This window comes from Streptomyces sp. SID13726, from assembly GCF_010548375.1.
In the GTDB taxonomy this organism is placed as follows: domain Bacteria; phylum Actinomycetota; class Actinomycetes; order Streptomycetales; family Streptomycetaceae; genus Streptomyces.
In genome coordinates, this window is record NZ_JAAGLY010000017.1 from 91,309 (window position 1) to 116,896 (window position 25,588).

Sequence of the window (25,588 nt, forward strand, 5' to 3'; positions counted from 1 at the left end):
CGAGGCGGGTCAGAGGGGGATGTTGCCGTGCCGGCGCTCCGGCATCGGGGCACGCTTTCCGCGCAGCGCGCGCAGCGCACGGCAGATCTGCGGCCGGGTGTCGCGGGGCGCGATGACGGCGTCGACGTATCCGCGCTCGGCGGCGAGATAGGGCGTGCCGTGGGTGTTCTCGTACGCGGCGACGAGCCGGGCTCGCAGCGCCTCGGGGTCGTCGGCGGCGGCGAGTTCACGCCGGTGCAAGAGGCCCACCGCGCCCTCGGCGCCCATCACCGCGATCCGCGCGGTGGGCCAGGCGAGGTTGATGTCGGCGCCCAGGTGCTTGGAGCCCATCACCGCGTACCCGCCGCCGTACGCCTTGCGCACCACCACCGTCACCTTCGGCACGGTCGCCTCGGCGTACGCGTACAGCAGCTTCGCCCCGCGCCGGATGATCCCCGCCTGCTCCTGCCGGACCCCCGAGAGATACCCGGGCACATCGGCGAAGGTCAGCAGCGCAATGCCGAACGCGTCGCAGAACCGTACGAAACGCGCCGCCTTCTCGGAGGCGTCGATGTCCAGGACTCCGGCCGCGTGCAGCGGCTGGTTGGCCACCACCCCGACGGCCGAGCCCTCGACATGGGCCAGCGCGCAGATGATGTTCGGCGCGAACAGCTCCTGGATCTCCAGCAGTTCACCGTCGTCGACGACCGCCCGCAGGACGTCCCGCATGTCGTACGCCTGCCCCAGCCGGTCCGGCACGATCTCGTCCAGCCGGATGTCGTCCGGCGGCGGCAGGGGAGCGTACTGCGGCGGCCGCTCCAGGTTGTTGGCGGGCAGGTACGACAGCAGGTCCCGTACGGTGTCCAGGGCCTCCGTCTCGTCGGTGGCGAGGAAGTGGGCGTTGCCGTTGAGGGAGTTGCTGGTGCGGGCGCCGCCCAGCTCCTCGGCGCTCGTGCGCTCCCCGGTGACCGTCTCGATGACGTCGGGGCCGGTGACGAACATGTGCGAGGAGCCGTCCACCATGACCGTGAAGTCGGTGATGGCGGGGGAGTAGGCGGCCCCGCCGGCGCACGGTCCGAGCACGACCGAGATCTGCGGGATCACGCCGGACGCCTGGACGTTGCGGCGCACCAGCTCGGCGTAGAGGGCGAGGGAGGCGACGCCCTCCTGGATGCGGGCGCCACCGCCGTCGTTGAGCCCGACGACCGGGCACCCGGTCTTCAGGGCCAGGTCCATGAGGGCCACGGTCTTCTCGCCGAAGGCCTCGCCCATGCTGCCGCCGAAGACCGTGGAGTCCTGCGCGAACACACAGACGGGACGGCCGTCGACCGTGCCGTACCCGGTGACCACCCCGTCCCCGTACGGGCGCCGGGCGCCGTCCCCGGTGGGCCGGGCCCGCACGAACAGGCCGGTCTCGGTGAACGAGCCGGTGTCCAGCAGCAGTTCGATCCGTTCCCGGGCCCCGAACCGGCCCCGTCTCCTGGGCGCGTTCGGGGTCTCGGCCCGCGATCTGCGGGCCTCAAGCGCGAGCACACGGTCGGCGGTGCCGTCGGGCACACACGCCGTCGTCACCTCAAGTGTCACAGCCACCTCCGGAGTGGCCTCCGAATATGGCAGCGCGGCGCAGAAGTGCCGAGCCTCCCGCCGCACTGTTTGCGCGAGGTGAGTCCCGGGCGGCCGGTTTTCGTGCCTGGGTGACAACAGGGCCTGCGGGACGCCGGCGGCCTGCTGTGCGCTGCATTTGAGACAACCTGACGGCGGAAAAGGTGCAGACCTAATCAGGGAGCCGGGATCCTCGCAGGCCGTGCGACGGCGAGAACAGGTGTCGAACCACGTGAATGAGTCAGTTCAGGGATTCGGTTCGAACTCCCGGTTGATAGTTCAACGGAGGCGCTGCAACAATCCCGGTCCTGGCCTCGTCATCACCCCGACGATCCGGCCGGTCGCGTACCAGGCTCGTAGTCCGGCTCGAAATTCGAAGCACGCGAATTCCAGTTTCACGATTCCCCCACAAGGCCGCACAGCCATGATTCCGGCGTGCCTTCGAAACGGCGACCGGCGCGGCAGTAAAGAAGGTGCATGGTGTCTCGGCACTCCATGGGGCTCGGCGGGCCGCCGTTCCCCTATGAATCGGGCGGCCCCGCCGACCCGGACCGGCGATCGGTGTCCCACGAACCCGTCTATCGGTCCCTCCGCCGCACCCACCGCCGGTTCGGCGTCCGGGCGACGGCCGGCGCCGTCGGCGGCTTCCTGCTCTACGTGCTGCTCTCCAGCTTCCTGCCCGGACTGATGAACACCCCGCTGAGCGGCCACCTCACCGTCGGACTGGCCCTGGGGCTCGGGCAGTTCGTCCTGATGGGTGTCATCGTGTGGCGCTACCTCGTGCACATGCGCACCCAGGTCACCCCGGTCGTGCGCGGCCTGCGCGGACTGGTCCGGCACCAGGAGGCCACGGACCGCGAGCGGGCGGCCTTCGAGGCCCGGGTCGCCCCGCGCGAGGAGGAGTTCCGCCCATGGTGACGTTCGGCGCCTCCGTCGTGGACCGCCTCAGCCTCCAGCTGACCCTGGTGCTCTTCCTGTCCGTGGTCGTGGTGACCCTGTTCACCGCGCTGCTCACCGCGCCCCAGCGCGACGAGATCGGCGAGTTCTACCTCGGCAACCGCATGATGTCGCCGCTGCGCAACGGCCTGGCGATGTGCGGCGACTACCTGTCGGCCGCCACCCTCCTCGGCAGCACCGGCCTGGTCGCCCTGACCGGCTACGACGGACTGCTCTACCTGTGCGGCACCGCGGTCGCCTGGATGATGGTCCTGCTGCTGATCGCCGAACCCCTGCGCAACACCGGCAAGTTCACCCTCGGCGACACCCTCGCCCTGCGCCTGTCCCGTATGCAGCGGCCGGTGCGGCTCGCCCTGGCGCTGTGCACGCTCGCCATCACCGTCCTCTACCTGGTCGCCCAACTCGTCGGCAGCGTCGCCCTGTTGACCCAGTTCACCGGCGAGCCCAGCGCCGCCACCCGCACCCTGTGCGTCGTCGTCATCGGCACCATCGTCATCGTCTACGCGGCCATCGGCGGCATGCCCGGGGCCACCTTCATCCAGGTCGTCAAGGCGGTCATGCTCATCTGCGGTGTCACCGTGGCCGCCGTGATGGTGCTGCACCGCTTCGACTGGAACTTCGAGAACCTCCTCGCCGCGGCCGCGGACAACAGCGGCCGGGGTGAGCGCTTCCTGGAACCCGGGCTGCGCTACGGCGCCGGCGTCACCAGCAAACTCGACTTCCTCAGCCTCCAGTTGGCGATCGTCCTCGGCCTCGCCGCCCTCCCGCACGTGATGATGCGGCTGCTCGCCCCGAAGTCCGTCGACGTGCTGCGCACCTCCGTGGTGTGGGCGATGGGCCTGGTCAGCCTCGTCTGCCTGGCCGCCGGCATCCTCGGTCTCGGCGCCACCGCCGCCCTGGGCCGCAACACCATCGAGCAGACTGACCGCACCGGCAACGCGGCCGTGCTGCTGCTCGCGCACGAACTCGGCGGCGCCGTCCTGACCGCCCTGCTGTCCTGTCTGGCGTTCGTCACCCTGCTGGCCGTCGCCGCGGGCCTCACCCTGGCCGCCGCCTCCTCCCTCGCCCACGACCTGTACGGCGAGGTGATCCGCAGGGGCCGGGCCACCGAGACGGAGGAACTGGCCGTGGCCCGGCTCGCGGCCGCCGTCATCGGCATCCTCGGCATGCTGCTCGCCCTGGTCTCCTGGGGCGCCAACTCGGCGACCCTCGCCTTCCTCGCCTTCGCCATCGCCGCCTCCGCCATCCTGCCCACCCTCGTCTACAGCCTCTTCTGGCGGCGCTTCACCGCCCAGGGAGCCCTGCTGAGCCTGTGCGGCGGTCTGGTCTGTTCCATCCTCCTCGTGGTGTTCTCCCCGGTCGTCTCGTCCACCTCGACCTCGCTCTACCCGTCCGCCGATTTCGCCTGGTTCCCGCTGCAGAATCCCGGAATCGTCTCCATCCCGGCCGGCTTCCTCCTCGGCTGGATCGGTTCGATGCTCAGCCGTCCCGAAACAAAGGAGACATACGAGGACTTCGAAGTGCGCACCCTCGTCGGAGTCGACTAGCCGATTTCCGCCCACCTTTCGGGAATCGTGTGGTGAACGCGTGGATATTTCGTCGACCGCACACCATGGCTTGCGGCGACAACTCCCGTGCAGTAATTAGGTGATGCATGAACTTGTTCAACCGTGGCACCCCGTTCCGTCGTGCGGACCGCACGGAGCCCGCCGTCGTTCCCCCGCCCCCCACCGGGTCGTCGGCCACTGCCACAGCCGTCCTTCCGGATCCCCGACTGGCGGCCCTGACCGGGGAATGGAGCATCGATCCCGCGCACAGCAGGATCGGATTCTCCGTACGGCACGCCATGGTGACCACCGTGCGCGGCGCGTTCGCCGACTACCAGAGCCGGCTGTACTTCGACGGCCGCGACCCGTCCCGCTCGATGGCGGAGATCATCGTGTCCACCGGCAGCGTGGACACCGGAGTGGAACAGCGCGACGCCCACCTGGTGGGCCGCGACTTCCTCGACGCGAAGGCGTATCCGCGGATGCGGTTCGTCAGCACCGCCGTCGAGATCGCGGGCCCCGACGTGTACCGCATGACGGGCGACCTCACCATCAAGGCGACCACACGCCCGGTCGTTCTGGAACTCACCTACATAGGCCAGGTCACCGACCCGTTCGGCTACCAGCGCGCCGGCTTCGACGGCACCACCACCATCAACCGCTCCGAGTGGGGCCTGACCTACAGCACCCGGCTCGCCGAGGGCGGCGCCATGGTCAGCGAGAAGGTACGCCTCCAGTTCGACATCGCCGCCATCCGCACACCGCCGGTCGGCTGACCGGACCGACAGAGCGCGGAGCGGGCCCCGGACTCACTCGAGTCCGGGGCCCGCTCCGGTGCCGGAGAGCCCCGTCACCGCCCGCGCACCAGCCCGGCCAGATAACGCCACAGCGACGACCGCGGCCGTACGGTGGCCTCGTCGGCCGGAGCCGAGTCGGCCCCGGCGGGCACGGCCAGGCCCGCGGGCACCGGCAGGGCCGCCGCGTCCGAGAGGGTGTAGCGCACCGGCAGCGACCGCAGACCGCGCATGAACGGCGAGGACCGCCACGGCAGTTGGTCGACCGGCAGCGACAACTCCAGCCCGGAGAGCCGCTCGAAGAGCCTGCTCACCCCGATCGAGGCCGCACCGCCGGCCAGTTCCCGGGCCGGACACTGCCGGGGACCGGCACCCCAGGACAGGTGCGCCCGGGTGCTGATCGTGGACTCGGGGCAGACCTTCGCCGCGAACTCCGGGTCAGCGTGCGCCGCGCCGACCGACACCCACACCGGATCGCCCGCCGCGATGGTGTAGTCACCGAGCTTCATGTCGGTCACCGGGAACCGCGGCACGAAGTTGATCAGCGGCGGCTTCTGCATCACCACCCGGTTCATGGTCTCCCGGATCAGGCCCGCCGACAGACTGGCGCTCGGCGGGAGGCTCCCGGTGATCACCTCGACGACCGTGTTGGAGATCAGGATGCCGACATGGTCCGAGGTCATCCCGAGCAGCATCATCAGCTCACGCGACAACTCCTCGACGCTCAGGCCGGGATGGGCGGCGAGCAGATAGGAGGGGAAGTCGTCGCCGGGCTCCTTCATCTTCGACGCGCCGAGCTCCGACAGCGTCGCCAGCAGCCGCTCCAGCGCGGGCCCCGCGTCCGGCCCGGCGTCCAGCACCCGCCACATGTCCATCAGCGCGTCGTCGTGCTGCGAGCCCGGGAAGCCGAGCAGATGGCTCGCCACCATCAGCGGCAGGGGCCGCGAGAACTGCGCCGACAGATCCGCCCACCCCGTGCGCCCGCCCTGCGAGAACAGCGTGATCAGTTCGTCGGCGTCCCGCGTGATCTTCGCCTTGAGCTGCTTGGCCACCGGATGCCGGGGGTCCTGGAACGGCCGCAGCGCGGTGTCCCAGGCCACCTTCAGCCCGCGGTAGCCCTCACCGCCCTGGATCAGCACGTGGTTGACGTCCAGTGAGGGCGCCAGCGGCCAGTCCGCCGGCAGCCGCCCCTCCCTGCGCGCCCGCCAGTTCTCCAGCCCCTTCGGCCACACGTGATCGTCGCGCAGCACCCGCAGCGACTCCTCGTAGCCCAGGACCAGCCAGACGGGCACCCCCAGCAGGTCGACCGGCGCGACCGGACCGTGGGCCTGGCGCAGCCGTTCGTACACGATCGCCGGATCCCGTTCGTAGTCGCGGGTCATGAGCGGTTCGAGGCTCATCGACTCCAGCGACTCGTGACCGGCTGCCGATCCGCTGTTCAGTTGGACCCCCATGGCTTCCTTCCCTCGGTCAGGCGCTACCACAGAGTAATGTGACCCGCTGCGGTGGCCTAATGGCGGGTGGTGATTGCCGCCTGGGCACTCAGGGGCCTCACGGGAACGCCGAACGGCACCGCCCGGGGGCGGTGCCGTTCTAGGTGCAAGTGATTTGCTATGGCGTCCACTTGACGTTCGGGTTCACATTGCCGGTCCAGTTGAAGATCGCCATGTTGTCCCAGCCGTTGCCGCTGCCCGAGATGTCGGTCGGGTCCCAGCCGTTGCCGGTGACCGCGTACCAGGTGGGCTCCCAGTAGAAGACCCCGATCGCGCCGTTGCTGCGCGCCGCGTTCTGCACGGCGGTGAAGTTGTCCGCCTGGCCCTGCCAGGTGAGCGGATAGCCCGAGCAGCCGGTGGTGATGGAGTTCGCGGTGCCGTCCGCGTTGGCCGATGTGAACGGGTAGGCCGTCTCGGCGATGATCACGTCCTTGCCGTAGCGGGACTTCACGTCGGCCACCACGCTGCCCATGTTGGCGATCGTGCCGTGCCACGGGCAGTAGTACGACAGCCCGGTGATGTCCCAGTCGACGCCCTTGGCCTTGATGCCGTCGTAGAACCAGCGGGCGTTGGCGTCACTGTCGGCGTCGGCGGTGTGGATGATCACCTGGGTACCGCTGTTGCACGCCTTGGTCGCGTTGTAGCCCGACTTGAGCAGCAGACTGAGGTTGGTGAAGTCGTTGTTGACGACCTTGCCCTCGTTCCACAGCATGCCGACGTTGATCTCGTTGCCGATCTGCACGCTGTCCGGGGTGGTGCCCTGCGACTTGAGGCTGTTGCAGACGTCGTACGTGTAGTTGTAGACGTCGGTCTGCAACTGGCTGATGTTGTGGCCGGCCCATGCCGCGGGCTTGTTCTGGTTGCCCGGGTCCGCCCAGGTGTCCGAGTAGTGGAAGTCGACCAGCAGCTTCAGCCCCTTGGCCTTCACCTGCTTCGCGTACGACAGCACCTTGGCCTTGTTGTTGTAGCCGCTGACGGGGTTGTTCCAGATCCGCAGGCGGACGTAGTTGACGCCGAGGCCCTTGAGGATGTCCAGCGGGTCCTTGGCGGTGCCGCTCGCGTCGTAGTACTTGGCGCCGAGGTCGAGGGCGCGCTGCGCGGTCGACACATCGGCACCGCGCATGGTGAGCGTGCCGGCGGCCGAGGCGGTGGTGGGCGTGGTGAGCAGGGATGCGGGCAGGGCGAGGGCCGCCAGGAGCATGGCGGCCCTCACAATGCGGCGCGGACCGTTCACGGTCATCCCGACCTCCTTTGATCGAGACGGCGCTAAGTCGGGGGTGTGCCTGACATGCGCATGTTGGGCTTCCGTGAACGTTCACAGTAGGAGAGGTTGCAGGCGCTGTAAATACATGTGTCGAGGATATTTCCCCGAGGTTGGAGACTTGAGAGAGGGTGAGGGTGAGTGTGTACGTGCACAGAAGTGACTCAGGCGTACGGATATTGCGGTGCGGGTGAGCAGGCGGATGAGCAGGATGATCACCATGACGGACACCCCGGAGTTCCACCGACGCCTCGTCGCGCAACCGCGCTTGACCGGTCTGACCCTCGCGCCGGACGGCACGCGCATGGTCGCGTCCGTGCAGACCCTCGACGCCGAGGGCGTCGGGTACGTCTCGCAGCTGTGGGAGCTCGACCCGTCCGGAGCACGCGAGCCGCATCCGGTGCGAGGGGCCGAACCGGGGGACTCCGCACCGGCGTTCACCGCGGACGGCACCCTGCTGCTCCTCTCCGGGCGCGAGCACGACGGCCCGCCCGGAGCCGCGCTGTGGGCGCTGCCGGAACACGGCGAGGCGGAGCAGAAGGCCCAACACCCGGGCGGAATCGCCACGTTCGCCGCCGCCTCCCGGACCGACGCCCTCGCCTTCACCGCCGCCCTGCTCCCCGGCGCCACGGACGCCCACACCCACGGCCAACTCCTGCGGCAGCGCAGCCGGTCGGGCGTCACCGCGGTCCTGCACGAGTCGACCCCCACCCGCGCCGACGGCGGCGACCTGGGCCCCGCCGAACCCCACACCTTCGTCCTGCGTCCCGGTGCCGCACCGGCCGACGCGGGCGCCCAAGGCCTCGCGGCCGCGGGCGACTTGGCCCTGTCCCCGGACGGCTCGACGGTCGCCTACACCCGGGCCCCGACCGGCAGCGCCCCGGACACCAACACCGTGGTGATCGCCGGCACCGAGGAGCGCACCTTCTCCCGCCCCGGCCACCAGTACTACAGCCCGGTCTTCACCGCCGACGGCACCCGCCTGATCTGCCAGCGCCAGCGGGAGGAGACGTACGACTCCCCGTGGCAGGTCACCCTCGTCGCCTTCGACGTCGTCACCGGCGAAGAGACCGATCTGCTGCCGGAGTTCGCCAACTGGCCCTGGCCCGGCAGGGCGATCGTCTCACCGGTCCCGGGGGACACCACGCTGTGGTTCACCGGCGACGAACTCGGCCACTGCCCGGTCTTCCGCCGCGACCCGGACGGCACGGTCACCCGCCTCACCGCGAACGGGGCGTACGACTCCCTCTGCGCGTCACCCGACGGCTCGACCCTCTACGCGGTGCGCAGCGCGATCGACAGCCCGCCCCGAGCGGTCCGCCTGGACGCGGCCGAGGCCGACCAGGACCCCGACTTCCTCAGGACCCCGGGCGACCTCGGACCGCTCCCCGGCACCCTGACCGAGGTCCGTACGACCGCGGACGACGGCTTCCCGGTCCGCGCCTGGCTCGCCCTCCCCGAGGGAGCCGCGGCCGACCGCCCGGCGCCGCTCGTCGTCGTCCCGCACGGCGGACCGCAGGCGTCCTGGAGCGCCTGGGACTGGCAGTGGAACCCCTGGGCGTTCACCGCGCGCGGCTACGCCGTCCTGCTGCCCGACCCGGCCCTGTCCTCCGGGTACGGGCAACGCATGCAGGAGCGCGGCCTGGGCCGGTTCGGCGGCCGGCCCTACAGCGACGTCATCGCCCTGACCGACGCGGCACTGGACCGCGACGACCTCGACGGGAGCCGCACCGCCCTGGCCGGCTGGTCCTTCGGCGGCTACCTCGCCAACCTGGCCGCGACCCGCACCGACCGGTTCCGGGCACTCGTCTCGCACGCCGGGCTGTGGAACCTGGAGAGCTTCCAGGGCGACTCCGACATGCACCCGTACTTCCGGAAGATCTTCGGCGACCCGCGCACCGAGCGCGAACGCTACGAGGCCGACTCACCCCACCTCGACGCGGGGAAGCTGACGACCCCGATGCTCCTCGTGCACGGCGGCCAGGACTACCGCGTGACGGCGGGCCAGTCCCTGGCGCTGCACCACGACCTCCAGCGCCAGGGCGTCCCCGCCCGGTTCCTGTACTTCCCGGACGAGGGACACGGCGTCGGAGCCCCGAACCATCTGCGCCTCCTGTACGAGACGGTCCTCAACTTCCTGGACCACCACGTCCTCGGCGCGGACTGGAGGCGTCCGGAGCTCCTGTGACGTCAGTGCCCCGGGCGCACGGGGAGGCCCAGGTCGGCGGCGACCGAGTCGGCGCGGACGAACACGGAGACCGGGAACTGCTCGTCGCAGTACTTGTTCCCGGACGACACGATGCCCACGACCTTGCCACCGCTGACCAGCGGCCCACCGGAGTCCCCGGGGCAGATGCTGTCCGTGGTGCCGGGACGCGGCATCCCGCACAGCATCTCCGCCGGGTCGGTGTCCGTGTCGGTGTACGGCCGGCAGTCGGCGACGGGGGAGAGTACGAGCTCGGTCTGCTTGAGCCGGGTGGCGCTCTCCCCGGGGCCGGTGCGTCCCCAGCCGAGCACGGTGGCCTTCCGGCCGTCGGCGACCAGCCTGCCGTCCCCGGGACCGGCCACCGGGATCGCCCGGTACGGCATCGGCCGGTCCAGGGTGAGGACGGCGGCGTCGTAGGCGTAACCGGGCGAGGTGTAACGCGAGTCCAGCCGGTAGGACGCGACCTCCCGCTCGGTGCCGCCGGTGCCGTCCACGTGAGTGCGGCCGCCGACGACCCGCAGCCCGGACACGTCACTCGCGTTCGTCACACAGTGCGCGGCCGTGAGCACCTTGGTGGGCGCGATGAGGGTGCCGCCGCAGAACGGGCTGCCGTCGAGCTCGATCAGCATGGCGTACGGCCGGGCCTTCGTGGTGGCCGGGCCACCGCCCTTGATCGCGGAGGCGGGGGCGGCGGTGGCCGAGAGCGCGCTCGCGGCGAGCACGGCGGTGGTGACGGCGGCGGCCGTGCGCCGGCCGGTGCGGGCGGATCTGACGGTGCGAACGGACATGACGGTTTCCCCCTGAACTGCTCGGCGCGCGGCCCGGATCGGCCCCGTGCGATGTGGTCGGTGGGGAGGACGAGCCGCGGGGGCGAATTGGTTTCAGGGAACACCTTGTTCCGTGCGGGAAGCGGTCAGGGCGTGCGGAAGCCACGGAAGGTCACGTGCTTCCGGCTCTCGAAGCCGAGACGTTCGTAGAGCGCGACCGCCGCGGTGTTCGCCTCCGCCACGTGCAGGAAGGGACGCTCGCCCCGGGCCAGGACGCGGGCGGCGAGCGCGTTCACCAGCCGGACGGCGTGGCCTCGCCCGCGTGCCTCGGGTGCCGTGCAGACGGCGCTGATCTCGGTCCACCCGGGAGGCCTCAGCCGCTCGCCCGCCATCGCCACCAGCCTGCCCTGGTCGCGGACGCCGAGATAGGTGCCCAGTTCACGGGTGCGCGGCCAGAACGGTCCGGGGCGGGTCCGCTCGGCGAGGTCGAGCATCTCGGGCACGTCGGCCGCGCCCAGCTCGACGACGCCGGTGTCGACCTTGTCGGCGGCCAGGCCCGGCGGATCGTCGCCCGGCCAGATCATCTGCCGGCCTTCGAGGACGAAGACCGGCTCCCAGTCCGAGGGCGGGAGCGCCGGGCAGCTGAACATGTCGGCGAACTCGTCCCGGCCCAGCAGCCGGGCGAGATAGGCCCAGTCCGCCGCGTCGGGGTCGGGGGAGACCGCCGAGAAGGTCGCGACCTCCGGGTCATAGGTGGCGGCCCGGCCGTGCCGACGGGCCAGGGCCGCGTGCCGGCCGCGCAGTGACTCGCCGACGGGATTGTCGAGGGCGTTTTCGGGAGCTGTCATATCGCTTACGTGCATTTCCTGGGAGTGAGGAGGGAGTCAGTTCGGTGGGACGATGCGGAGAGCGGGAGCCATAACCTCCGTCAACCACCCGTGCCTTCATCGGCGTACCGGGTGAGCGCCGCGACGAAGTCCTCCAGATCGGCCGCGAGCGCGGTGTCGTTGTCCCATACGGCCTCGTAGGCGATCTCGACGGGGGCACCGGCCCGCACCAGGGGACGGGAACCGCCGTGCTCCTGGGTGATCTTGGACTGCGGCAGCAGGGCTGCGCCCACGCCCATCCGCGCCCACTCGTCCAGCACCCGGTAGTTGGAGGCCTCGCCGGGATAGGTGCGCAGTGTCAGGTCGTTGCTGCGGAAGAGCTCCGTGGTGAAGGTGGTCAGCCCGCAGCTGTCCGGTACGAGGATGTAGGCGGCGTCGGCCGCGGCCCGCAGCTCGACCGGGCTCCGCGTCGGCTCCGCGGCCGGGTCGATCACGACCACCGGCTCCCGGGCGATGACACGGCGCCGGAACGCCGGCATGGCCTGTACGGCGGGCACGAGGAGGATGTCCAGGTTCCCCGCCCGCAGGTCCTCGCGCAGATGCGTGAGATCCGCCTCGCGCAGCACCAGATCGAGCGGGCGGTCCAGACCGCGGGCGGCGTCGAAGGCACGGGCGACGAGGTCGGCGCCGATCAGGGGCGAGACGCCCAACCGGATCGTGTCGGGCGTCGGCTGGGCCGGCCGCCTGGCCTCCGCGACCATCGAGTCGAGGGCGTCGAGGGCCCGGTCGATCATGGGCAGGATCCGGGTGCCGTCCGGAGTCGGCCTGACCCCGCGCGGTGAGCGCTCGAACAGCGTCACACCGAGCTCCTGCTCCAGCCGCGCGATGCCGTTGGACAGGGCGGGCTGGGTGACCCCGTAGGCCCGGGCCGCCGCGCTGAACGACTTGGTGCCGGCGACGGCGCGCGCGTAGCGCAGCCCCTCGATGTTCATGCCGCTCTTCTCTTCCTGGCCATAGCCATTCGTTATACCCCCATTCCTCATGATCCTCTACCGGGGGTCGTCGGGGCGGCTTACGGTGAAACGGAGTCCTCCACGCGGTATTCGGTAAATATCCGTATTCCCCTTCGGTGGAACTCGTCAAGTGCGTGCAGCACGTCAGGCACGTCCAGCACGTCCAGTTCGGCAAGGAGATTCTCGTGTCCGATGACGGTCAGCCTGTTCACCGGGCCGCTCAGGTCGCGGAGCCCGGAGCCGCCGTGCGGGTCGTCCCCGTACGGGAGCGGCCCGCCGGAGTCGGTGAGGTGCGGGTCGACGTGACGGCGACCGGGATCTGCGGCGCCGACATCGGTGCGGTCCGCGATCCCGACCCGGCGACCGGCTTCCCGGTCACACCCGGCCACGAGGTCGCCGGGGTGATCGCGGAGCTGGGCCCCGGGGTACGGGGATGGCAGGTGGGGGAGCGGGTGGCCGTCGGATGGTTCGGCGGCAGCTGTGGGCACTGCCCCGCCTGCCGTACCGGGGACGTCGTGCACTGTCCGGAGCGGAAGGTCCCGGGCCTGGCCTATCCCGGTGGCTGGTCGAGCACCCTCACCGTCCCCGCCGCCACGCTCGCCCGCATCCCCGACGGGTTGTCCCCGGAGGAGGCCGCGCCCTTCGGCTGCGCCGGCGTCACCACCTTCAACGCCCTGCGGCACTCCGGCGCCGGGCCCGGCGACCTGGTCGCCGTTTTCGGGATCGGCGGTCTGGGGCATCTGGCGGTGCAGTTCGCCTCCGCCATGGGGTTCGAGACCGTGGCGATCGGCCGGGGCGAGGAGAAGCGCGCGCTCGCCGGGGAACTGGGCGCGCGGCACTACGTCGACACCGACCGGCGGCAACCCGGAGCGGAGCTGGCCCGGTTGGGCGGGGCGAAGCTGATCCTGTCCACGGCCTCCAGCAGCGGACCCCTCGCGGAACTGGTGGACGGGCTCGCCCCGCACGGCCGGCTCACCGTCGTCGGCTTCGACGGCAAGCCCCTCCAACTGCCCCTGGGCAAGCTCGTCTCGGCGGCCCGCAGCGTCACCGGCCATCTGACCGGCAGCCCCGTCGACACCGAACAGGCCATGCGCTTCGCGGTCGCCCACGGTGTCCGGCCCCGGGTGCAGGCCGTGCCGTTGGAGGAGGCCCGGCAGGCGCTCGACACCCAGCAGGACGGCAAGGCCCGCTTCCGGATGGTCCTCCTTCCCGGCGCCTGAGCACGCCTCGTCGCAGCAGCACCAGGCGGAGTGGAAGTGGTAGAAGGAAAAAGGGAGTTGTACATGCCGCACCACAACGGCCACGTCGTCGTGGTCGGCGCGGGCATCGCCGGACTGGCCGCCACCACGGCCCTGGTCGCCGCCGGACACGACACCGTGTGCCTGGAGGCCCGGGACCGCAGCGGCGGCCGACTGCTCAGCACCGCGGGACTCGACCTCGGGGCCACCTGGTTCTGGGACGGGGAGACGAGGGTCGCGGAACTCGCCGACCGGCTCGGCGTCGACACCTTCGCGCAGCACCTCGCCGGGGACACCCTCGTACAGGAGGCCGCAGGCGTACGACGGCTGCCCGGAAACCTGCTCGACGCCCCGCCCGGCGTTTCGCCCGGGGCGCCGACAGCCTCGCCCGCGCCCTCGCCGCCGGACTGCCGGCAGAGGTGCTGCGGTTCGACACGCCGGTCACCGCGATCCACCTGGCTGCCACCGGAGGGCTCGACGTCCGCACATCCGGCGCGACCGTGCACGTCATTCTGGCCGTACCGCCCGCGCTCGCCCTCGAACGCATCGACTTCGGCGCGGAACTGGACCGCCTGGCCAGGGCGACCCCCGGGTGGATGGGCGCGGTCGCCAAGGTCGTCGCCCGCTGTCCCGACGTCTTCTGGCGTGCCGAAGGGCTCGCCGGGGCAGCCGTCAGCAGAACCGGCCCGCTCCAGGAGCCGCACGACATGTCCGGGCCCGGCGGCAGCACGGCCGCGCTGTTCGGCTTCGCCGCGGCCCGGTCGGTCGGCCCCGGGTTCGAGCAGGCCGTGACCGCCCAGCCGGCCCAGCTCTTCGGCCCGGCCGCGGCCGAACCCCGGTCGCTCCACGTCCAGGACTGGAGCGGCGAGCGGTGGACCGCCCCGGCCACCGTGCACCACCTGGCCGACCACTCCCTGTTCGGGCACCCCTCTACCGCCGACCGGCGCTGGGCGGCAGGCTGCACTAGGCGTCCACCGGGACGGCCACCGACCACGCCGGACACATCGAAGGCGCCCTCGCCACCGCCGAACGCGCGGTGACAGCGGCGTCCCTGACCACGGACGAGGCGAACTCATGCGCCAGATGGACGCGTTGCTGCGCGAGTACGACCGGGCCCGCGCCTACACCGACGACCTGTGGAAGGACCTCACCCCGGACGAGGTCACCTGGCGCCCGCACGAGAACTCCAGCGCCATCGGCTGGCACCTCGGACACCAGGCCCACGTCGCCCACTTCATGATCCGCAACCTCACCGCGGCCGAACCCAGCCCCGACCCGGAACTGGACGGCCTGATGGATTCCGCGAACCCGGAGAAGTTCCGCGGCACCCTGCCCACCGTCCGCAGGCTCACCGACTTCCGCGCCACGGTCGCCGAACGCGTCCACGCCCGCATCGGGGACATCGCCGCCGGCCGCGTCGGCGCCCCCGCACAACTCACCGTGGTCGCCACTCACTTGCTCACCACGCTCATCAACCACGAGTACCAGCACGACCAGTGGATCGGCGAGGTCCGGGCCGGCGACCTCGGCCACGCGCTCCCGCCCGACCCGGACGGTGAGTACATCCACCGCATCGACGGGTATCTCGTCGTGGACGTCCTCCAGACCCAGGGAGAGAGCCGCCCGTGACCAGCACCGCGTCGGGCACCACCGCGGACATACCCGACCGCTCCGAGGCACAGCGCCGTGTCCTCGCGGTCCTGGTCTGCGGCCAGATCCTGAGCGGCGCCGGGCTCGCGGCCGGCATCACCGTGGGCGCCCTGCTCGCCCAGGACATGCTCGACTCCACCGGCCTCGCCGGTCTGCCCAGCGCCCTGTTCACCGCCGGATCGGCCCTCGCCGCCGTCACCATCGGCCGGGTCTCCCAGTCCCGCGGCCGCAGACCGGGCCTGGCCGCGGGATACCTGACCGGCGCCGTCGGCAGCGCGGGAGTCATCGTCGCCGCCGTCACCGACAACCCCGTGCTGCTGTTCTTCGCCCTGTTCGTCTACGGCGCCGGTTCCGCGACCAACCTCCAGGCCCGGTACGCCGGGGCCGACCTCGCCGCACCCGCGCACCGGGCCCGCGCGGTCTCCACCGTGCTGGTCGCCACCACGTTCGGCGGTGTCGTCGGCCCCAACCTCGCGGCCCCCACCGGCTACCTCGCCGACACCCTCGGCATCCCCACCCTCGCCGGACCGTTCCTGCTCTCCGGCACCGCCTACCTGCTGGCCGCCCTCGTCCTCGCCGTCTGGCTGCGCCCCGACCCCCTGCTGCTCGCCCGCAGCCTCGACCTCCGGCAGCGGACCGGGACCGACACCCCGGCGAAACCGCGCGGTCCGGGCCTGATCCCGGGCGCCCTGACGATGATCCTCACGCAGCTCGTCATGGTCTCGATCATGACGATGACCCCCGTGCACATGCACGACCACGGACACGGCACCGCCGCCTCCGGCCTCGTCATCGCTCTCCACGTCGGCGCCATGTACCTCCCCTCACCCCTGACCGGCTGGCTCGTCGACCGCCACGGCCCCACCGCCGTGGCCGCTGCCTCGGGTCTCACCCTGCTGGCCGCCGGAGTCACCGCCGCCGCGGCACCCGACGACTCCGTCGCCGTACTCGCCCTGGCGCTCGCCCTGCTGGGTCTGGGCTGGAACCTCGGACTCGTCTCCGGCACCGCGATGATCACCGACGCGGTACCGCTCGCCACCCGGGCCAGGACCCAGGGCATGGTCGACGTCTCGATCGCCGTCTCCGGCACCGCGGGCGGCCTCGCCTCCGGGCTCGTCGTCTCCGCCGCCGGCTACCCCGTCCTCGCCCTCACCGGCGGCATCCTCGCCCTGGCGGTCCTCCCCGCGATCGCGGCCACGGCGAGCAGCCGTGAGACGGGGGCCGGTTGACCCGCTTCCGCGCGGGGGCGACGTACGGAACCCGGTGGTGAGTGTGCCGTCGCCGGGTGCCACGGGACTCGTAGAGGCGTACGACGACGTCCCCGCCGCGGTCGTCGGCGAGCTCGACCGCCTCCACGGAGGAGGCCGAGGCCGCAGTCAGCTGCACCTCCGTCGCCTGTACGGTTCGGTCGGTCGCCGTGATGGACACGACCGGGTGACCCACCCCCCAACACCCGGTCCATCAGGTCAGGTTGAGGCCACCGTCGAGCACGATCACCTCACCGGTGAGATAGCCGTTGGCGATCACCGAGGCCACCAGGTCGGCCACGTCGGCGGGCCGGGCCGGGCGGTGCATCGGGGCGCGGTCCCGCCACAGTTCGTGCGCCTCGGCCCAGTCCTTCGTCATCGGGGTGTCCACCAGCCCCGGCGCCACCGCGTTCACCCGCACCTCGGGCCCGAGCGCGGCCGCCAGCAGCCGGGTCACATGGTTCAGCGCGGCCTTGCTCGCCGCGTACGGCACCGAGGACCCCTTGGGCCGTACCCCGGCATGGCTGGTGACGTTCACGATGCTGCCACCGCCGGGGGAGTGCCGTAGCGCGGGAAGGGCCGCCGTGCACAGCACCCAGGGCGCGATCAGGTTCACCTCCAGCAACTCCCGCCACTCCGCCGGAGTCGCCGCCGCCAGGTCCGCGTGCGGGATGGGCCGGCTGATGCCCGCGTTGTTCACCAGGACGTCCAGTCGGCCGCAGTGACCGAGCGCCGCCTCGACCAGGCCCCGGGCCTCCTCCTCCACGCCCAGGTCCGCCCGCACGTACACCCCGCCGAGCTCCGCCGCCAGCGCCTCCCCGGCCGCCGTGCTGCTCCGCGAGTGGACGACGACCCGGGCCCCGTCCGCCGCGAGCCGCCGTGCGACGGCCTCGCCGATGCCCGACGTGGACCCGGTGACCAGGGCGACCGGCCGCCCGGCCTGTTCGATATTCATGCGTGGTGATCCTGCCACGGCTGGTAGCGTCGCCCCTGTTCGTGTCCCCGCACGTCGAGGCAGGTGAGGTCGATGACCGCGCGCAAGGCCGCCCGGACCGCCCTCACGTCCCGGGCGACGGCCTGAGCCCACCGGACGCACCCTCGCCGCGGCATGAGCCCGCGAGGCGACCTGTACACGAACACGACCAGGAAACGGACGGACAACCCGTCATGAGCAATCGCTGGATCACGCGTGGCGAGACCCACGCCGACATCCCCGCGGTCCGCGAGATCGACCTCGCGGCCTTCGACACCCCGCTCGAAGCCGACCTCGTCGACGCCCTGCGCGCCGACGAAGGCTGGATCGACGGCCTCAACATCGTCACCACCGACCAGGCCGGCGAGGTCGTCGGCCACGCGCTGCTGACCCGCTGCCACATCGGCGACACCCCGGCCCTGTGCCTGGGCCCGGTCGCCGTCCTGCCCGGGCACCAGCGGACCGGCGCCGGAGCCGCGGCCGTCCGTACCGCGCTGGAGGCCGCCAAGGATCGGGGCGAACGCTTCGTCACCGTCCTCGGACACCCGGACTACTACCCGCGGTTCGGCTTCACCCGCGCCTCCGCGCACGGCATCCGCATCACGCTCGACGTCCCGGACGAGGCCATGATGGCCCTCGCCCTCGACCCCGGCCACCCACTGCCCGCAGGGACCGTCCGCTACGCGGCACCCTTCGGCATCTAGCCGGACCGTCGTGCGGGAGCACCCGGCTCCCGCACGACGACCGGCCGCGGGCCCACGGCCCGCTACGGCTTGATGCCCACCCCGGTCCACAGGCTGACCTCGGCGTCCGAGGCGACCGGCTCGCCGTCCGGACGCCAGCGGTGGCCGACGGTGACACCCGGGTCGAGCAGTTCGAGGCCCTCGAAGAAACGGGCCACGTCGCCCTGGGAGCGGAACTGCACCGGCGTACCCGCGTTGTTGTAGATGTCCGTCACCTTCTGCCAGGTGCCCGGGTCGAAGTCGGGCGTGCAGTGGCTCAGGGCGAGCGCGCTGCCCGAGGGGAGCGCGGCCAGCAGCCGGTTCACCAGACCGTACGGGTCCTGCGCGTCCGTCACGAAGTGCATCAGGGCGTTCAGGGACAGCGCCACCGGCCGGTCCAGGTCCAGCACCTCGGCCAGCTCCGGCGCGTTCAGCAGGGTGTCCGGGTCGTTGGCGTCCGCCTCGATGTACGTGGTGCGGCCCTGCGGAGTGCTCCGCATCAGCCGCGCCGCGTACTTGAGGACGAGCGGGTCGTTGTCGGCGTACACCACCCGCGCCTCGGGCACCACCGACTGCGCGACCTGGTGCAGGTTCGGCTCGGTGGGGATGCCGGTGCCGACGTCCAGCCACTGGCGGATGCCGTGCTCCTGGGCGAGCACCCGGGTGGCCCGGTGCATGAACGCCCGGTTCTCCCGGGCGCACACGAAGATGCCGGGGTAGGCCGCCGCCACGGTCTCGGCGGCCTTCTTGTCGACCTCGAAGTGGTCCTTGCCACCGAGGTAGTAGTCGTACATCCGCGCGGAGTGGGGCCTGCTGGTGTCGATGTCCCGCGCGGCGTGCGAGTTGGTCATCCTGTGCCTTTCGGTGCTGGGCGTGGGGGTGTCGGGCGGTTCGTGGCCGGGGGGACGGCACGGTCCCGCCCGCTCGGGGCCGGACTCAGCCGGCCGCGAGATGGTCGGCGAGGCCCCGTTTGACCCCCGCGACGAACGCGGCGATCTCCTGCGGGGTGTAGATCAGCGCGGGACCGGCGGGGTCGGTCGACTGCCGCAGCGCCACCCGGCCGTCGGCGAGTCGCTTCGTCTGTACGCACTGGCCCCCGTTGGGGCCGCTCCACGGAGACTCCCAGCCCAGTTCGCCGAGGTCCGAGGCGGGCATCCCGTTGTAGACGTGAGCGTCGATCGCGGTCATGAGTACTCCTTGCGCATGCGATGAAGCAGCGCCCTGCTGTCCGCGTCCGAGGTCAGCAGGGACATGCGGTTGTGCGCCTCGAGATGGGCCGACACATCCGAACGCTGATCCAGGTACATCGCGCCGGAGAGGATCTCGGTGTAGACGATGTCCGGCAGCTCCGGCTCCTCGAAGCGGAAGTAGGTGAACGGCGCGCACACACCGACATGGGCGCCAGCGGTGAACGGCACGACGTCGACGCTGACGTGCTCCAGCTCCGAGACCTCCAGGAGCCGCTCGATCTGCTCCCGCATCACCTCGGGGCCGCCGACCACCCGGTGCAGTACGGCCTCCTCCATCACCACCCACAGCGTGGGCGCCTCGGGTCTGGCCAGCAGTCCCTGGCGGCGCAGCCGCAGGTCCACGCGCCGGTCCAGCTCCTCGTCGGTGTCGTTGGGAAAACCGCCGCGCAGCACTCCGCGCGCGTACGCGTGGGTCTGGAGCAGCCCCGTCACGTAGTGGGGCTCGTAGGTGCGCAGGGTCCTGGCCCCGGTCTCCAGGCTCACATAGGCGCTGAACCAGTTGGGCAGCACATCCCGGTACGCGTGCCACCAGCCGGGCTGGTTGGCCCGCTCGGCCAGCGCGACGAACTCGTCGATCTCCTGCCGGTCCGCCCCGTAGGTCTCCAGCAGCTTCTCCACGTAGAGCGGCTTGAGGGCGACCTCCGCCTTCTCCAGACGGCGGATCGTCAGGGTCTTGACCCGCAGCGCCCGCGCCGCGTCCTCCAGCGAGGCGCCCGCGTCCTGCCGGCGCTCCTGGAGCCGCCGGCCGAGGATCATGCGGAGCACGGTGGGCGCGCTGTTGTTGCTGCCCGCGCCCGAACGGCCTTCGCTCACGCCCGTACCTCCTGAGGGACTGTCACCCGCACGAGTCTGACAGCGACTTGCTGACGCCGCCAGGCCGATACCGGCTTTCTGAAATTATCAGGAAGCTGGTTGCACGTTGAACTTGGGTGCGAGCATAGTTACTTGTGTGAACCGTGCCGCCGACCGTGAGCACGGTGCCGTCAACCGCCCCTACCCCCCTGCGCGTTGGCAGGCCCTGACCTTCGAGGCGTCCCTCTCGCCTGGCTGCGCCCGCCCCCACGGAAGGCCGACATCGTGTCCCCCCACACGACCTCATCCCCTCAGCTGTTAGACGCCGCCGACCCTGAGCGGACGCACTGGATCGAGCTTCCGGCGCACCGGTCCAGCGTCGGAGTCGCCCGCCGCTCGGTGGGGGCCCGGCTCGCCGCCTGGCGCCTGCCCCGCGACCTGTGCGCCGACGCGGTCCTGCTCCTGTCGGAGCTGGCCACCAACGCCGTGTGCCACACGCTCAGCGCGCGCATCCTGTGCGGTATCGGCCTGGTCACCGACGGGTGCCTCCGGCTGGAGGTGCACGACCACGACTACACCGGCCGCAGGCTCCCGCGCTGCGAGGCGGGCCCCGACGACGAGGGCGGGCGCGGGCTCTTCCTCGTGGAGCAGCTCGCGGACACCTGGGGGGTGGACCGCTCCAGACTCACCGGCGGCAATGCCGTATGGGCGAACCTGACAGCCTGAATCAGCCCTCCAGCGGCGTGAGTTCGGCCAACAGCAGGGTGCGGTCGTCCGCGCCCGCGGGATCGGAGGGGGCGTGCAGCAGCCGCCGGCACAGGGCGGGCAGGGCGTCATGGCCGTCGTCCGCGTCGGCGGCGGCCGTGTCCAGGGTGCGGGCGAAGCGGGTGATCTCCTGGTCGATGTCGGCGTCACGGGACTCGACCAGGCCGTCGCTGTAGAGCACGAGGAGGGCGGGTTCCGGCACCGACAGCACGGTCGGCTCGTAGGAACCCGCGCCGAGACCCAGCGGCAGGCCCGCGCCGACCAGCGTGACCGGGGCGGTCCGGCCGTCGGGGCCGCGCAGCAGCGGGGGCGGATGACCCGCGCCCACCAGGGTGCAGGTGCGCCGCCGGGCGTCCCACTCGGCGTATATGCAGGTGGCGAAGGAGGCGCCGGGGGTGTCGCTGGCGAGCGCGTCGAGCCGTCGTACGAGATCCGCGGCCGGGATGTCCAGACTCGCCAGGGTGCGTACCGCGGTGCGGAGTTGGATCATCGCCACGGCGGACTCCGGGCCGTGCCCCATGGCGTCCCCGACGATCATGCTGATCCGGTCGCCGGGCCGTCTCAGCACGTCGAACCAGTCACCGCCGATGATGGAGCCCTGCCCGGCGGGCAGCGATCCGTGGGCTATGCGGCAGCCCTCGACCTCCTGGATGGTGCCCGGCAGCAGGCTGCCCCGGATCGCCAGCGCGGTGCGGCGCTCGTGCTCGTAGCGGCGGGCGTTGTCCAGGGCGACCGCGGCCCGCGCGGCCAGCGACTCCACCGCCGCCACCTCGGCGGTCAGGAACGGCCCCCGGCCCGGCCCGCGCGAGCAGGCCACGAAGCCGATGGCCCCGCCGCGCAGCCGCAACGGGACCACGAGGAAGGACTGCGACTTGAGCAGCTCGTCGAGGCGCGCGTCCGCCGCCGCCGACGAGGCGAGCCGCTCCACCGTGTGGTCGTCGACCGAGTCGAGCAGCTGGGCGTGTCCGTCGACGAGGGCCCGGGCGTACGGAGTCGCGCGTGGGAAGACCAGGACCTCGCCGACCGGCAGCGTGCCCTCCCAGGACTCGGGCGCGTCCGTGCCCACCCGCACCGCCAGCCGGCGCGCCTCGATCTGGGCCGGGTCGCCGCCCGCGTACACCGTCTCCTCGCGTCGCCACCGCTCCAGCAGGTAGAGGGAGGCCGCGTCGCAGAAGCCGGGCGTCAGCGCGTGCACGACATGGCTGCCGGTCAGGCCCAGGTCGAGTTCCGAGCCGATGACGTCGGCCGCGGGGGAGAAGGCCGTCCGACGGGGCGTGGGCAGGGCGGTGGGGGTGTCGTCGGAGGGGCTGTGCGGTTCGTTCCGCAGGATCGTGGTGCCTTTCCGGGTGGGGGTCCGGGCGGGGACGGGGACAACTGATCGCCGGGCGTGAACGGCAACTATATGATGAGGCGTCAAGTAGCTTGACCGGAAAGGACGTTCTGGTGAACGACACGGATTCACTGCCACCAGGGGCCGATCCGGACAAGGCGAGCGTAGCCCGCATGTACGACGCGATGCTGGGCGGGGAGCACAACTTCGCCATCGACCGCGAGGCGGTGGCCGCCGTCACCGCCATCGACCCCCAGGTGCGCATGCTGGCCCGGGCCAACCGCGCCTTCCTCGGCCGCGCCGTCCGCTTCCTGGTCGGCGCCGGGGTACGGCAGTTCATCGACCTGGGCTCCGGCATCCCCACCCAGGGCAACGTCCACGAGGTCGCGCAGGCGGAGCACCCGGGGGCCCGGGTGGTCTACGTCGACAAGGACCCGGTGGCCGTCGCCCACAGCACCACGCTGCTCGCCGACAACCCGGACGCGGGCATCGTCGACGCCGACATCCGCGACCCGGCCGGCGTGCTGTCCTCGCCGCAGGTGCGGGCGCTGATCGACTTCGACGAGCCGGTCGCCGTGCTGATGGTCGCGATCCTGCACTTCGTCACGCCCGAGGAGGACCCGGCCGGCATCGTCGCCGCCTTCCGGGACGCCCTGCCCGAGGGCGGCTGGCTGGCCCTGTCCCACGCCACCGACCAGGACCGCCCGGACACGGCCGCCGCCGTCACCCAGCTGTACCGCTCCAGGGCCACCTCACCGGTCACCGTGCGCTCCCACGACGAGATCCACGACCTGTTCACCGGCTTCGACCTGGCCGAACCGGGCCTGGTCCACGTCCCCCTGTGGCGCCCGGACGCGCACGAGCAGGTCCCGGAGAACCCGTCGGAGTTCTGGGTGTACGCGGGAGTGGGCCGCAAGAGCGGCTGACCCGACGGGGCGTTCAGCGCTCGGAGTTGAGCGTGTCCACCGCGCCCCGGGCGTCCCCGATCGTCGTGTAGTCGACCGCGACGAAGTTGACCGGCCGGCCGCGCTCCCGCTCGCAGCGGTGGACGCGGTCCAGCACGTACCGGCGGGCGTTGACCTCACCGGCGTCGATCCGGCTGCCACCGCTGTTCGTGATGAAGTGGTTGAGCAGGAACAGCCGTTTGCCGGTCCCGCCCCGATGCGGCACACAGCTCATCTCGCCGGGGCTGCGGAAGGCGAACGGCGTCTCCATGCCGTACCGGTAGAAGTTCCGGTACCAGGCGGCCGGACCGTCCGCCTGCTCGGCGAAGACCACGAGCCGACGGCCGCTGTCGATCATCTCGCCCAGCGTCGGCCAGGCCCGGTCGGGATCGGGGTCCGGGGTGCGGACCAGGTCCGTGAGACCGGCCTGCTCGAACGCCTTCGCCGTGTCCTCGGCGCTGATCGCGTCCTGGACGATCAGCGTCACGACCTCGGTCGGATGGTCGCGCATCCAGTCCCCGATCTCCCGCAGGCTCGGCACCAGTTGAATCGCCCCCGCCCGGCACACGGCATGACACAGCCACAGCCCGTCGCGCGGCGGGTTGACCTTGTTGACGGCCGCGGTGATCAGGGTGCGCTGCTCGGGCGAGAAGTCGGAGTCGGCCAGCCGGGCGGTGATCTGGTCGGGGCTCTCCCAGCGGTAGGTGTCGAGCTGGAGGCCGCGCACCCCGTCGTCGAGCTGAGCGGTGATGCCGGGGTCCTGGAGCGGCCCGATGAACTGGTCGACGGTGGTCGACATGGCGTTGTGCGAGGTCAGGTAGGCGACCTCGTCGTAGGGCCGGTCGCACAGCTCCGCGCTGCCCTGGCACCGGCGGGGCGCGGAGGGGCTGGCGGCCAGCGGTACCAGGACCAGCCCGGCCAGGACCACGGCACTGGTGCCGACCGCGAGGAGACGAAGACGGGAGGAGGGGACGCTCAGGTGCGGCCGTACCTGGAGGAACCAGCCGGCCCCGACCAGCAGGGACCCGGCCGCCAGCGGGACGAGTGCCGTGGCCAGCGCCGCCGCCGTCATGTCGTCGAACGCGGTGTGCTGGAGGTCGTCGACCAGCCGCCGGATGCTCGGCGCCCCGCCCGTGGGCGGACTCATCACCCGCCCGCCGCTGATCAGCCGCGCGAGCACGGCCAGGAGCGCGGTGAGCAGGCCCCCGGCCGCCAGCGACCAGCCCAGCAGCATCGACTTCCGGCCCGCCGAGGCAGGACCGGTCACCCACAGACACGCCAGCGCGGCGACCAGCAGGGCAGCGCCCAGGGCCTCCACGAGCCCGAGCCCCGTCGAGGTGTAGGCGCGCACCCGGTGCAGGGCCGGGAGGTCTTCCCCGGAGGAGTCCAGGGTCCGGGTGACGTTCCAGTCGTAGCCCCCGGCGACCGCGCGCAGCCGAGCCGCCGCCTCACGGGTGTGCTCGGACACCGCTACCGGTGCCACGGTGGCCAGCGCGGTGGCGACGTCCCCGCTGCCCAGGGCCACCTCGACATCGGCACGCAGTGCCTCCCGCTGCTTCTCCGGTACGACGAGCAGGACGCGCTCGGTCGCCGTGGCGGCCTGCGTCCCGGAGAGCGGGAGAGCGGGCAGCGCCTTGGGCACGCGCCCGGCGACCAGCTCGTGGAGAGCGGTGTTCAGGTCGGTCGAGAACGCCGCGAAGTCCGGCTCCTTCTTCTGCTGCACGGAGGAGACGAGGTCCCCGAAGTAGGTGTGCGCCAGGTCGTTGAGGTTGGCCAGTACCGGTCGCAGGTCGACGTTCAGGGTGAGGGTGTCGCGGTCGCCGTTGAGATAGCCGACCACGGCCTCGATCTGCTCGTGGGTGAGTTCCCGGGCCGTCTCCGGCGGCAGCACCAGCTTGAGATTGGAGGTGATCACCGCCTCCGGCACCGGCAGCCGCGCCAGCAGGCCACGGGTCACGGGGGCCGTGCCCGGATCGACCAGCACCTGGTCGTAGAGCCGGTCATAGGCCGACTCCTCGTCCAGCACGGACTGGTAGAACGCCGGTGAGACGAGCGTGGCGCGGGCCGTGGCCGCCGCCGTGACGATCACCGTGCAGAGCACGGCTGTGACGAAGGCGGCGACACGCATCCACCTTCGGACTCTGACGGCACGGACGGTCTCGATGCCATCCATCGTCACCTCGCTCCCCGCGGGCCGCCACTGTTCATGTCCTTGAACATTGCTCATGTGG

The 25,588-nt window shown here is 71.7% G+C and carries 23 protein-coding genes and 1 pseudogene; 12 read left to right on the forward strand and 12 right to left on the reverse strand.

All coding sequences use genetic code 11. From position 1 onward, the window contains the following. Positions 1-9 precede the first annotated feature (9 nt). Complete coding sequence (locus G3I78_RS34065; RefSeq protein WP_164431970.1) at positions 10-1,551, reverse strand: acyl-CoA carboxylase subunit beta; 1,542 nt, start codon at positions 1,549-1,551, stop codon at positions 10-12. Positions 1,552-2,058: 507 nt separating this feature from the next. Here G3I78_RS34065 and G3I78_RS34070 point away from each other — a divergent pair. The 3 genes from G3I78_RS34070 (at position 2,059) to G3I78_RS34080 (ending at position 4,861) form a co-directional block, all read left to right on the forward strand. Then, positions 2,059-2,499, forward strand: a complete 441-nt coding sequence (locus G3I78_RS34070; RefSeq protein WP_239158208.1) for a DUF485 domain-containing protein — start codon at positions 2,059-2,061, stop codon at positions 2,497-2,499. Beyond that, complete coding sequence (locus G3I78_RS34075) at positions 2,493-4,085, forward strand: cation acetate symporter (RefSeq protein ID WP_164431836.1); 1,593 nt, start codon at positions 2,493-2,495, stop codon at positions 4,083-4,085. The genes G3I78_RS34070 and G3I78_RS34075 overlap by 7 nt, the downstream gene beginning before the upstream one ends. Positions 4,086-4,192: 107 nt before the next feature. Beyond that, on the forward strand, positions 4,193-4,861 hold the full coding sequence (locus G3I78_RS34080) for a YceI family protein (RefSeq protein ID WP_164431838.1): 669 nt from the start codon (positions 4,193-4,195) through the stop codon (positions 4,859-4,861). A gap of 74 nt (positions 4,862-4,935) precedes the next feature. Here the strand turns inward: G3I78_RS34080 and G3I78_RS34085 are convergent, their stop codons facing one another. Then, positions 4,936-6,333: a cytochrome P450 gene (locus tag G3I78_RS34085; RefSeq protein WP_164431840.1), complete on the reverse strand. Its 1,398-nt coding sequence runs from the start codon at positions 6,331-6,333 to the stop codon at positions 4,936-4,938. 157 nt (positions 6,334-6,490) lie between these two features. Then, a complete protein-coding gene (locus G3I78_RS34090) occupies positions 6,491-7,612 on the reverse strand; it encodes a glycosyl hydrolase 53 family protein (RefSeq protein ID WP_203615881.1) in 1,122 nt (373 codons plus the stop codon). Positions 7,613-7,853: 241 nt separating this feature from the next. On the opposite strand from G3I78_RS34090, the gene G3I78_RS34095 reads away from it, so the two are divergent. After that, the gene (locus tag G3I78_RS34095; RefSeq protein ID WP_343243923.1) at positions 7,854-9,821 is read left to right on the forward strand and encodes an alpha/beta fold hydrolase; all 1,968 of its coding nucleotides are present in this window, start codon (positions 7,854-7,856) and stop codon (positions 9,819-9,821) included. Between the two features lie 2 nt (positions 9,822-9,823). On the opposite strand, the gene G3I78_RS34100 is transcribed toward G3I78_RS34095, so the two are convergent. From G3I78_RS34100 to G3I78_RS34110, 3 genes are all read right to left on the reverse strand, one after another. Continuing rightward, a complete protein-coding gene (locus G3I78_RS34100) occupies positions 9,824-10,627 on the reverse strand; it encodes a serine protease (RefSeq protein WP_164431842.1) in 804 nt (267 codons plus the stop codon). Between the two features lie 125 nt (positions 10,628-10,752). Then, positions 10,753-11,454 carry a GNAT family N-acetyltransferase gene (locus G3I78_RS34105; protein ID WP_164431844.1) on the reverse strand — a complete coding sequence of 234 codons (702 nt, stop codon included), beginning with the start codon at positions 11,452-11,454 and terminating at the stop codon, positions 10,753-10,755. An 80-nt stretch (positions 11,455-11,534) separates the two neighbouring features. Further along, positions 11,535-12,425 (reverse strand): LysR family transcriptional regulator, encoded by an 891-nt coding sequence (locus G3I78_RS34110; RefSeq protein ID WP_164431846.1) that lies wholly within the window; start codon positions 12,423-12,425, stop codon positions 11,535-11,537. A gap of 206 nt (positions 12,426-12,631) precedes the next feature. On the opposite strand from G3I78_RS34110, the gene G3I78_RS53290 reads away from it, so the two are divergent. From G3I78_RS53290 to G3I78_RS34130, 5 genes and pseudogenes are all read left to right on the forward strand, one after another. Beyond that, a complete protein-coding gene (locus G3I78_RS53290; protein ID WP_343243924.1) occupies positions 12,632-13,666 on the forward strand; it encodes an alcohol dehydrogenase catalytic domain-containing protein in 1,035 nt (344 codons plus the stop codon). A gap of 63 nt (positions 13,667-13,729) precedes the next feature. Continuing rightward, positions 13,730-13,903 (forward strand): annotated as a pseudogene (locus G3I78_RS52295) (NAD(P)-binding protein); the annotation flags it as partial. Continuing rightward, positions 13,825-14,724, forward strand: coding sequence for an FAD-dependent oxidoreductase (locus tag G3I78_RS52300; RefSeq protein WP_343243925.1), 900 nt, complete (start codon positions 13,825-13,827; stop codon positions 14,722-14,724). The pseudogene G3I78_RS52295 and the gene G3I78_RS52300, both read left to right, overlap by 79 nt. Positions 14,725-14,758: 34 nt before the next feature. Beyond that, complete coding sequence (locus tag G3I78_RS52305; RefSeq protein WP_164431848.1) at positions 14,759-15,313, forward strand: DinB family protein; 555 nt, start codon at positions 14,759-14,761, stop codon at positions 15,311-15,313. After that, a complete protein-coding gene (locus G3I78_RS34130; RefSeq protein ID WP_164431850.1) occupies positions 15,310-16,563 on the forward strand; it encodes an MFS transporter in 1,254 nt (417 codons plus the stop codon). Before G3I78_RS52305 ends, G3I78_RS34130 begins: the two co-directional genes overlap by 4 nt. A gap of 232 nt (positions 16,564-16,795) precedes the next feature. Here the strand turns inward: G3I78_RS34130 and G3I78_RS34135 are convergent, their stop codons facing one another. Next, the gene (locus G3I78_RS34135) at positions 16,796-17,536 is read right to left on the reverse strand and encodes an SDR family oxidoreductase (RefSeq protein ID WP_164431852.1); all 741 of its coding nucleotides are present in this window, start codon (positions 17,534-17,536) and stop codon (positions 16,796-16,798) included. Between the two features lie 212 nt (positions 17,537-17,748). On the opposite strand from G3I78_RS34135, the gene G3I78_RS34140 reads away from it, so the two are divergent. Continuing rightward, positions 17,749-18,258: an N-acetyltransferase gene (locus G3I78_RS34140; protein ID WP_164431854.1), complete on the forward strand. Its 510-nt coding sequence runs from the start codon at positions 17,749-17,751 to the stop codon at positions 18,256-18,258. Positions 18,259-18,320: 62 nt separating this feature from the next. Here G3I78_RS34140 and G3I78_RS34145 read toward each other — a convergent pair whose 3' ends face one another. The 3 genes from G3I78_RS34145 to G3I78_RS34155 all read right to left on the reverse strand — a co-directional run bounded on the left by G3I78_RS34145 (position 18,321) and on the right by G3I78_RS34155 (position 20,339). Next, positions 18,321-19,127, reverse strand: a complete 807-nt coding sequence (locus G3I78_RS34145) for an SAM-dependent methyltransferase (protein WP_164431856.1) — start codon at positions 19,125-19,127, stop codon at positions 18,321-18,323. 85 nt (positions 19,128-19,212) lie between these two features. Continuing rightward, positions 19,213-19,464, reverse strand: coding sequence for a DUF397 domain-containing protein (locus G3I78_RS34150; RefSeq protein WP_164431858.1), 252 nt, complete (start codon positions 19,462-19,464; stop codon positions 19,213-19,215). Beyond that, a complete protein-coding gene (locus G3I78_RS34155) occupies positions 19,461-20,339 on the reverse strand; it encodes a helix-turn-helix transcriptional regulator (RefSeq protein WP_164431860.1) in 879 nt (292 codons plus the stop codon). Before G3I78_RS34155 ends, G3I78_RS34150 begins: the two co-directional genes overlap by 4 nt. A 264-nt stretch (positions 20,340-20,603) precedes the next feature. Between G3I78_RS34155 and G3I78_RS34160 the strand changes: the two genes are divergently transcribed. Beyond that, complete coding sequence (locus tag G3I78_RS34160) at positions 20,604-21,044, forward strand: ATP-binding protein (RefSeq protein ID WP_164431862.1); 441 nt, start codon at positions 20,604-20,606, stop codon at positions 21,042-21,044. 1 nt (position 21,045) lies between these two features. Here G3I78_RS34160 and G3I78_RS34165 read toward each other — a convergent pair whose 3' ends face one another. Next, positions 21,046-22,500, reverse strand: coding sequence for a SpoIIE family protein phosphatase (locus G3I78_RS34165; protein WP_239158209.1), 1,455 nt, complete (start codon positions 22,498-22,500; stop codon positions 21,046-21,048). Positions 22,501-22,526: 26 nt separating this feature from the next. Here G3I78_RS34165 and G3I78_RS34170 point away from each other — a divergent pair, with 26 nt between their 5' ends. Continuing rightward, complete coding sequence (locus G3I78_RS34170; RefSeq protein ID WP_164431864.1) at positions 22,527-23,339, forward strand: SAM-dependent methyltransferase; 813 nt, start codon at positions 22,527-22,529, stop codon at positions 23,337-23,339. 13 nt (positions 23,340-23,352) lie between these two features. Here G3I78_RS34170 and G3I78_RS34175 read toward each other — a convergent pair whose 3' ends face one another. Beyond that, the gene (locus G3I78_RS34175) at positions 23,353-25,485 is read right to left on the reverse strand and encodes a PI-PLC domain-containing protein (RefSeq protein ID WP_239158210.1); all 2,133 of its coding nucleotides are present in this window, start codon (positions 25,483-25,485) and stop codon (positions 23,353-23,355) included. Between the last annotated feature and the right edge of the window lie 103 nt (positions 25,486-25,588).

What these genes read in the sequence shown, in the direction of transcription:
- G3I78_RS34085 (WP_164431840.1), bottom strand. Translation starts at nt 6,333, where the DNA reads ATGGGGGTCCAACTGAACAGCGGATCGGCAGCCGGTCACGAGTCGCTG.
- G3I78_RS34150 (WP_164431858.1), bottom strand. Translation starts at nt 19,464, where the DNA reads ATGACCGCGATCGACGCTCACGTCTACAACGGGATGCCCGCCTCGGAC.
- G3I78_RS34110 (WP_164431846.1), bottom strand. Translation starts at nt 12,425, where the DNA reads ATGAACATCGAGGGGCTGCGCTACGCGCGCGCCGTCGCCGGCACCAAG.
- G3I78_RS34105 (WP_164431844.1), bottom strand. Translation starts at nt 11,454, where the DNA reads ATGACAGCTCCCGAAAACGCCCTCGACAATCCCGTCGGCGAGTCACTG.
- G3I78_RS34080 (WP_164431838.1), top strand. Translation starts at nt 4,193, where the DNA reads ATGAACTTGTTCAACCGTGGCACCCCGTTCCGTCGTGCGGACCGCACG.
- G3I78_RS34175 (WP_239158210.1), bottom strand. Translation starts at nt 25,485, where the DNA reads ATGCGTGTCGCCGCCTTCGTCACAGCCGTGCTCTGCACGGTGATCGTC.
- G3I78_RS34075 (WP_164431836.1), top strand. Translation starts at nt 2,493, where the DNA reads ATGGTGACGTTCGGCGCCTCCGTCGTGGACCGCCTCAGCCTCCAGCTG.
- G3I78_RS34100 (WP_164431842.1), bottom strand. Translation starts at nt 10,627, where the DNA reads ATGTCCGTTCGCACCGTCAGATCCGCCCGCACCGGCCGGCGCACGGCC.
- G3I78_RS34090 (WP_203615881.1), bottom strand. Translation starts at nt 7,612, where the DNA reads ATGACCGTGAACGGTCCGCGCCGCATTGTGAGGGCCGCCATGCTCCTG.
- G3I78_RS34140 (WP_164431854.1), top strand. Translation starts at nt 17,749, where the DNA reads ATGAGCAATCGCTGGATCACGCGTGGCGAGACCCACGCCGACATCCCC.
- G3I78_RS34135 (WP_164431852.1), bottom strand. Translation starts at nt 17,536, where the DNA reads ATGAATATCGAACAGGCCGGGCGGCCGGTCGCCCTGGTCACCGGGTCC.
- G3I78_RS52305 (WP_164431848.1), top strand. Translation starts at nt 14,759, where the DNA reads ATGCGCCAGATGGACGCGTTGCTGCGCGAGTACGACCGGGCCCGCGCC.
- G3I78_RS34070 (WP_239158208.1), top strand. Translation starts at nt 2,059, where the DNA reads ATGGTGTCTCGGCACTCCATGGGGCTCGGCGGGCCGCCGTTCCCCTAT.
- G3I78_RS34095 (WP_343243923.1), top strand. Translation starts at nt 7,854, where the DNA reads ATGACGGACACCCCGGAGTTCCACCGACGCCTCGTCGCGCAACCGCGC.
- G3I78_RS34145 (WP_164431856.1), bottom strand. Translation starts at nt 19,127, where the DNA reads ATGACCAACTCGCACGCCGCGCGGGACATCGACACCAGCAGGCCCCAC.